This is a genomic window from Pedobacter hiemivivus (assembly GCF_004331685.1).
GTDB classification, from domain to species: domain Bacteria; phylum Bacteroidota; class Bacteroidia; order Sphingobacteriales; family Sphingobacteriaceae; genus Pedobacter; species Pedobacter hiemivivus.
In genome coordinates this window covers 155462-164891 of the sequence record NZ_SJSM01000012.1, presented here as the reverse complement: position 1 = coordinate 164891, position 9430 = coordinate 155462, and the positions used below count along the sequence as shown (strand labels likewise).

The following is a 9430-nucleotide window of genomic DNA, read 5'->3' as shown; positions in this document are numbered from 1 at the left end:
ACACTCGCTACATCGTTATCATTAATGGTGGTCGTTGCCGTAGCAATACCGATCGTTGCAAGCCCCGTAATACCGGTTAAGGAAGCGCTGAATGTTTCGCCCGGCTCTACCAGGTTATCGTCATTAATAGCTACGGTAAAGGTTTGGAATGCCCCACTTGCAGAACCTGCCGGGAAACTTACCGTTCCGGCAGTAATGGCTGTATAGTCACCCGGCGACTGGGCTGTACCATTTGCGGTTGCATAATCTACCGTAAAGGCTTCCTGTACATTACCCATTAAAGTCACTCTAAAGGTCGCTGTACCCGCTGCTTCATTGACTGTTAACGGGGTCGAAAGCGATACACTCGCTGCGTCATTATCCGTAATAGTGGTTGTAGCAGTAGTTGTAGCGACAGTACCATTCACTACTGAACCAACAGTGAGCGTAATCGTTTCTGTGTTCTCTACTACTGCATCGTCAACAACCGGAAGAATAACCGTTTGGCTGTTAACACCTGCCGGAATAATCACCGAACCTGAACCTGTTAAGTCAGGAAAAATATAATCATCTGTAATAGTCGCAGTACTGCCAACACTTAAGCCGAAGTAAATCGTGGTTGGCTGATCTGAGGTTACCCCAGGAGGAAAACTGAACGTAAAGCCAGGTCCATTCGGATTAGGATTCCCCTCAGAACCAGAACTTGAGCTGATCGTAATCGTCCCAGAATCATCATTCAATATTGTTCCTGTTGTCGTTGGTGCCGGCATGGTTAAACGACCACCGAACGTATTAATAGGAGCTGAAAAAATAATGTTAAAAATTTCATCCGCCTCAATTTTCTTATCCCCGTTAACATGTATTTTAAAGGAAACGCTTTCTCCGGCATTACCGGCGAAACTAAGGCTTGCCGACTGAGCGATATAATCGTTATCTGCTACTTTAGCACTAAGGTCTCCCGTGGCATAACCTAAAGAGAAACTGCCACCCGTGGCTTTATCCAGCGTTACGGTAAATTCAACTTCAGTATCGCCACTGTTGCCTTCCGTTACCGTCTTATTGTTTACCGTTAATACTGCTGCATCGTTATCGGTAATATTTAATACTGCTGGCGAATTGTCAATGCTAATTCCGGTGACGTGGATATTGCTCACAAGGCCAGTGGTTAGTATGACGGTTTCGTTATTTTCTACAATATCATCATCGATAACCGGTAGCATAAGCGTCGCGCTATTCTGATTTGCCGGAATAGTTATCGTTCCGCTAACGGGACCAGTGTAATCTATTCCGTTACTTCCCGCAGCGCCTGTTAATACATAGCTAATTACTGTCGGAGCGGATGAGGTGATACCGGAAGGAAACTGGAACGAAAAATTGGCTGGGTTCTGAACTCCCGGAACCGTAACTTCTGCCCCGTCATCAGGGGTAATCGTAATCAGTTTGTTTGTGGCAATCGTACTGTCGTCATCTAAAATATTAGCAGTTGCTGGTGCAAGGTTCAATGTTATGGGCGTAAATATGCTGTTTGTGGCATCTGCTAGCGTTAACTGAACCGTTTCTGTAGCTTCCAGGATCTGGTCTTCAAGCACAGTCACATCAAAATTGGCCGAGCCACTGCCAGCCGGAATTATTACCTGCCCACTTACTGTAAAATCTGTTCCATTTATTGCTGTTCCACCTGTAACAGTATAATTCACAGTAGTAGGCACTGAATTGGTGTACCCGGATGGGAAGCTCACTTTGAACACGGCAGGAGTACCTGCCTCTATACCATCACTAACTTTAGTTAAATAAATAACATTGTTAGCCACAATGTTATCATCATCCACGATATCCGCACGCTCTGGAGAGGTCTGGTATATTAAGCCGGCAGCTACACTGTTAGTGGCGCCAGTTAAAACCAGCTCGAATGATTCAGTAGGCTCTAATATCAGATCATTAGTCAGAGGAATCTCAATGAGTGCTGAATTCGCATAAGCAGGAATAGTTACTGTCGAGAGCGGCACAGTATAATCCACATTTAAAATAGCTGTATTTATACCGGTTGGTGCATAAGTAACTACTGTTGGTTCAGCGCTGCTATAACCAGCAGGGAAACTGACCTTAAACTGCGGATTATCTCCGCCCTCTGTGCCATTCCTTACCAGACTGAGATAAATATTGTTATTCAAACTATTATTATCATTATCCGTAATATTCGCAGTCACCGAGGAACCATTCGGCAATATCGCCATCGTAGCGTTCGTGTTGGTAGCGCCTGTTAAAGTTAGACTAACAGTTTCTGTCGGCTCGATCACCTGGTCGTCTAATACTGGCACGTCTATCAAGACGGAATTAGTGTTTGCCGGGATGGTCACTGTACCAGGAAGGGCCGTGTAATCGGTTCCGACAACAGCAGTACCACCTACTGTATAGGTAACCGTGGTTGCTGCCGAACTCGTATAGCCTGAAGGGAAGCTCACCTTAAACTGCGCTGGGGTACCTGGTTCTGATCCGTCTGTTACCTTGCTCAACGTAATCGTGTTGGCGGCTGGAATATTGTCATCATCCGCAATATTCGTACTCAGCGCCGTTAAAGGCGACCATGTCAGCATAGAAACACCATTATTTGCGCTGTTTATGGTCAGTTCGACGGTTTCTGTGAGTTCTATGATCTTATCATCAATCACAGGCACTGAGATGGTAGCAAAATTGCTGCCTGCAAGAATTGTTGCTGTACCGCTCAATGCGGTATAATCCGTTCCGGAGGTGGCTGTCCCACCCGCTCCTATTGTATAACTTATTAGCGTATTCTTAGAACTGGTGATGCCGCTTGGATAGCTTACAATAAAAGTCGGATTACTCCCGGGCTCCGAACCATCGGTCTTTGTCAGGGTAATAATATTGTCGGCGGGATCGTCATCTTCATCATCTTCAATATTGATGCTTACAGCAGCGCTCGGAAGCGTTGCCAAACTGGCAATAATGTTGTTTGTAGCATTATTCAGAGTAATGGCTACCGTTTCTGTCCCTTCTATAATATTGTCATCCAGAACTGCAATATTAATAGGTACAGGACCAGAGTTTGCAGGAATGATTACTGTCCCGCTTATTGCCGTGTAATCCGCTCCTGAAGTTGCCGTACCAGTGACTAAATAATTTACAATAGTTTCTTCCGAACTGGTATAACCGGTAGGGAAACCAACTGTAAACTGCCCCGGACTAACCGGTTCGGCTCCATTTGTTCCAGCATTTAATATAATACGGTTATTGGCAGGATTATTATCATCATCGGCTATATCAATAGCCGCAAGGGTGCCATTCACAGTAGGATTAAAACTTGTGTTATCTGCAAGTGTTAAAGTCAGGCCAACGGTTTCAGTTGGCTCGATGATCTGATCGTTAATCACAGGAATGTTAATATTAGCAGAATTAGCGTAGGCAGGAATGGTGACTGTAACTGGTATAGTGGTGTAATCAGTACCGTTAACTGCGGTACCGCTGATGGTATAAGTTACCAGAGTGGCTTCAGAACTGGTGATGCCTGTTGGATAACTAACAGTAAACAGCCCGTTCGTACCTGGTTCTGATGCGTTTGTAGTGCTGTTTATGGAAATGATATTATTTCCGACTGTATTATCGTCATCCCCTATATTGACCCCCACGAGATTAGCCGGCTGCACAGTCAGCGTTGAAATCGAATTAGTTGCGGAATTAAGTGAAAGCAGGATAGTCTCAGTATTTTCAATAATTTTGTCATCAATCACTTTAACATCAATTACTGCCGAATTATCTCCCGCCGGGATGGTCACCGTTCCACTAAGCACTGTATAATCCGTTCCTGAAGATGCGGTTCCTGAAGGACTAACCGAATAAGACACTTCAGTATCCACAGCACTGGTAATTCCACCCGGGAAGCTTACTTTGAACTGTGCATCGGTACCTGGTTCTAAACCATCCTTTACTTTGCTTAATGTGATGACGTTATTCGCAGGATTGTTATCGTTATCTGCAATATCCGCACTTACCATACCCGGTCCTACAGTGAGGGTTGAAATTGTATTGGTAGCGCTAGTTAACGTTAATTCTACTTTCTCCAGTGCTTCGATAATCTGGTCATCGATCACCAATACATCAATTACCGCAGCGTTACTGCCCGCCGGAATTACTACTGATCCGGTCAAAGCATTATAGTCAACACCGTTAACCGCAGTACCGGAAATGGTATAATTTACAGTTGTGGGTACAGCGGCAGTAATCATATTTGGAGTTGTTGGGAAACTAACCTTAAACTGGGCTTTTGTTCCCGGTTCCGCACCATTAGATTCTTTGCTTAGTGTTATGATGTTATTAGCTGCAGTATTATCATTATCTATAATATCCAGTGCAACAGGACTGTTACCTGCAAATCCGGTATACTTAGGATTGCTTACAGAAGTAATCGTCATAAGTACTGATTCGGTAGCTTCTATAATGTAATCATCAACAACATCTACCATGCTTATGATAACTGAATTCTGATCCGCAGGAATGGTAATCGGTGTAAGCTGTGTGTCGGTATAATCTATTCCTCCACCCTGAGCAGTACCGGACAGGATATAGTTTACCGTGGTAGCTGCATCGACTGTTATTCCACTTGGCAAGCTTAATGTGAAGGTACCATCTGTTGTTCCCGGTTCAGCTCCATCTGTTTTGGAAATGCTGATGATCTTGTTGGCAGGGATATTGTCATCATCAGTAATGGTCATGGTAACCGGAGGACTTAAAAATAAAGTATTACCGAAATTATTACTTAACCCATCGAGGGTTACCGTAAATGTTTCATTGTTCTCAATCTTCAGGTCACCGTTAATCGTTACAAAAATAGATTTGACCTGGTTCGGTGTATTCGCCTCAAAAGAAATAGTCCCGGATTTGGCGTCATAGTCCTCTCCCGCGATAGCTGTTCCGTTTGAGGTATGAAAATCAACAGTAAAAGGAAGGCTTGTGGCCAAGGCAACCGTCACCTTGAATTCTATCGTTTTTGTACCACTATTACCTTCAAGAACGCTTGAAGGACTGCTAAGCAATACAGTATTGTCATTTTCGATAATATCAAGTGAAAGTCCTGAATTACTCACAGTAAAAGGATCATACATAGGATTGCTTACCCCATTAACTGTTACAATCACAGTTTCATCACCTTCGAGCAAAACATCATCTACTACAGGCAGATTCAGCGTAGCGCTGTTCTGACCTGCAAGGATTCTGATCGTTCCCGAAGTAGCTCCTATATAGTCAACGGCACCACCGATGGCATTACCCGTAAGCGTATAGGAGATTTCTGTATCGGATTCAACACTTACCCCATTAGGAAGGCTAAACGTGAAGCTCGCATCCGGCCCCACCAGTTCGTAACCATTTGCCTTTGTAATGGTGATTATTTTATTAGCCGGTATATTATCGTCATCGGTAATAGTTCCGGTGGCCGGAGAATTCTGAACCGCTAAAAAATTGCCGAATGTATTAGAAGGAGTGCCAAGTGTTAGGATCAGCGTTTCATTGCCCTCAATTTTCTGATCTCCATTAACCTTAACTATGATCTGCTGGGTTTCTACGACTCCTGAGAAAGTAAGGGTACCAGTTTGGGCAATATAATCTTCCGGAGCTATTGCAGTTCCATTGGTAATTGTATACCCTATCGTAAAACCGCTCCCTGTGGCTTTATCCAGCTGCACATTAAAGACCATATCGGTCTGACCGTTATTACCTTCTGGTACGTTAACATTTCCGGTTATGATATTGGCAAAATCATCGTCTATGATGTTTAGCGACTGAGGCGAATTATCAACAGTGATGGTGTACCTGCTATTGGTTACCGTAGTTGTAGTCAATACGACTGACTCCGGGCCTTCTAAAATATCGTCCCCAAGCACAGGAAGACTTACTGTAGCGCTGGGGGCACCAGCAGCGATAGTGACAGATGTGACACCCCCTGTATAATCTGCTGCTCCGGCGGTGCCTGTCAATCCGAAATCAATTGTTGTCGGCTGATCCGCAGTTACCCCTGGCGGAAAACTGAAAGTGAAAATACCTGCCACCGGGCCCAGTTCCTGACCATTGGTTGGAGTGATCGTAATTAACCTATTTGCTGGTGTATTATCATTATCGATAATGGTTCCGGTTGCAGGTGAACTAACAACGGTCAATTGTCCCCCGAAATTTTTGGTCAGGCCCGATAATGCTATTGTAAATGCTTCATTTTGTTCAATCTTTTGATCTCCGTTCACCTGAATGGTGATCGTCTGGGTTTCGGCTATACCGGTAAAGTTTAGCGTACCAGATTTTGCTACATAGTCCTCTCCCGCTAAAGCCGTTCCATTTGCGGTAGCGTAATTTATATCAAAACTGCTGCCTGTAGCATTACTCAAGGTTACATTAAAAGTAATGTCCTGCGTGCCAGTGTCACCTTCAGTGATCGACGCATTACTAATGGTTAGGGTTGCAGGATCATTATCTGTTATATTAACTACAGGAACCGGAGTAATAACCGTAACCGAAGCATTATATTTGTTGCCGATTGTACCAGGAGTGATGATTACTGTTTCGGTGCCCTCTGTCAGCCCATCGTTATTTACAGACAGGTTCAGTGTAACGCTATTGGATCCGGCAGGAATGGTAATAGTTCCAGCGGCAGTATAATCAGTTCCGCTACCTGTCGCAGTCCCCGAAAGCACATATGGAACAGGAGTATCCACATCAAAACTTGCGCCGCCAGGGAAGGTAAATATAAAGCTGCCAGTTGCTCCCCCTTCCGCTCCATCGACTTTCGTGATCCCAATTTGCGTAATCGTATCATCGTTATCTATTGTTCCTGGGGCAGAATTCGTAGTAATCTGTCCGCCGGAGCTTGGATTTGAAAGGACAACCGAAAACGTTTCATCGCCTTCAACCATCAAATCATGCTTAACCTTAAAGCTAAGGACTTTGCTGGTCTCCCCTGTTAAAAAGGTCAGCGTACCACTGGCTGGGTTCGATGTAAAATCAAAATCGCCTGCATTACTTGTACCATGCTGGATTGCATAATTTACAGTAACAGGACAACCTGTATTGGCTGCTGATAGGGACACTGTGAAGCTCATATCAGTGAGACTACCAACACTATTGCCTTCGCTCTTTGATGCTGAAGTAGCCACTATTGAGATATCACTGACTTGAACAGCGGCAGAATGAGTTTTGATATTATTACAACCGACAGTACCTGAATTACACTCTGCATCAGGATCCGTCGGCGGAAGATTATCCGGATTCGTTGCATCCGGATCGGTAACATCTGCCGGGCGCATAATGCTTGCTTTTGCATCCAGGGTACCTGTTGGCTTACTATCTATTGTGGCGGTTACAGTTACCAGAAGTACGGCTTGATTCGCAATATTAATTGAAGCTGTAATGGGAGCGTCAGTGAATGGGGCTGTATGATTGGTAAGTCCGGTGAAGGTGATCCCCGCAGTAGGGGGAGCAGTAATGCCGGTTATGGTCAACTCAGGTGGAAAGGTAAACGCAAGCTTTGCCCCGGTTACCGCATCAGGCCCATTATTTTTAATCGCTAATGTATAGGTAATTGTTTCTCCTATACAATAGGTTGTTTTATTTGAAGTCAGGCTTACCACCTCAAGGTCCGCTTCACGTAGTGAAATTGGCACAGCAGGACTTAGCACACTACTAAATAAATAAGCCCAAGTATCCAGTCCTTTTCCATCACCGAAGGCATTGCTGGCATATCCAGATGATCCCCATGTATGAGCCCCGTTTTGACTATCGGCTCCAACAAGATCAGCCCCACCCGCTGCTGAAGTATCGTCCCAATAGACTGTTGTAGTACCAACGCCTGCACCTAAACGGGTAATTTTAATGCCCCTCCAGTTATTTTCCACATCAATGTACGGAAAGTGTACTTCCCCTGCTTTTAGTTCAATGGTAATTGCCGAGGTACCAATCGTTCCCTGTACCTTATTACCCAAAGCATCTTTGCCATCCCATGGAACGGTATTAGTTCCGGCAACGGCGTTACCGGTAATTGTTACATCATTTGTACCCGGTACATCGATTTTAATCGTGTATGTTCCACCCTGATTTGAGTTAAAGGCAATAACACCTCCCAAAGGAATGGTTCCCGCCTGATTACTTGTCCCTTCATTACCGGTAAATGTAAAATTATTGATTATCGGAAGTGTTGGAGTAACCTGTAACCAGGTTGTACTTAAAGTACCCCCGGAGGCATTACCTCCATTAATTCCATTATCGTCAATACCATCCGTAAAATCATTGAGCAACCAGATTGGAGCCACAGCATTTACCGGAACATTTGGCTGATTGAAGAATAATTTATGCGTTACATCATTTGTAGCAGCATTATCCGACAAACGAGGATCGTACAGGTCTGCCGTTGATGTACTGTTTTTACTTTTATAGCTCGCCGTTCCATCCACGTTCTTATAGCCCTTATTGTTGGAAAAAAAAGTAAAGCGATAACCTGCAAGTTCATTGGGATCAACCTTGTAAGTGTAGCCATCATTCGTTAATACATAAAATATCCCTTTAAATGTTCTATTATAAGCGCCCAAATCTCCGGCGAATACATTCATATAAGCTCTTCCCTTGATAAAAGCTGCGCTGTTTGTAGCAGTCGCTGAGGCAGATACAGAAACATCAAAATAATCATTGTCACCCAGAAAAAATACCGACCAGACACCAGTCTCACCAGCTGGAGCTGTACGAGTATATGCGTAGTAAGTACCATTATTACCATCATTAAGATAACTCGGGCCGTTAGTTTCTTCAGTAGTGTTTGCTATTCTTCCGATATTATTATCGTCTGTTTCATAGAATTTACCCGTTGGAGAAATAAGGACGATATGAGTATCACTTGATCCCAGATAAATTGTTTCTCCGGCATTAACATACACCCTGACTAAACCTTCTGTTGGGAAATAGTTACCTTCGAAAGAAGCTGTGGCGGCAGTCAATGTTGCCCGGTTGCCACCATTCGCAATCAAATCCTTACTCCCCTCCGCAAAAACAGGGATTGAGAATATACCTAAACCAAAAAAGACAAAGCAATAAACAAGTAATAACCTGAATGGCATTAATTTAAACAAAGAAATTCTGTTCGATGTAAAAAGCAGCATAGGCATTAAGACTTTAGGTGTTTAGCACAAGAAATTGTGGATAAAAATTTATTAACGTACAGATTTCGCAAATTACGAGCGTATGTCATTTTACAATAGATTAACTTAAAGTGTAATTAAATTTACCACAACCAAAGTAATCAGAATTTCCATCAATTATAAAAATAACTGACAGAAAAGTCCACTTTTTAATAATAATTAGGCCAAAAATTATAAAAACCAATAAAAATGGCTAAAATAAGCAGTTAAAGGCATATAATAATTTTAAGACTCTTTTAAAAGCAGAAAACTAAAATAAAAAGACG

The 9430-nt window shown here is 43.4% G+C and carries 1 protein-coding gene; it reads right to left on the bottom strand.

Annotated features, from left to right (window positions below; genetic code table 11):
- On the bottom strand, positions 1-9083 hold a 9083-nt coding region (locus EZ444_RS18160; RefSeq protein WP_165503654.1), incomplete at its 3' end, for a Calx-beta domain-containing protein.
- Positions 9084-9430 lie beyond the last annotated feature (347 nt).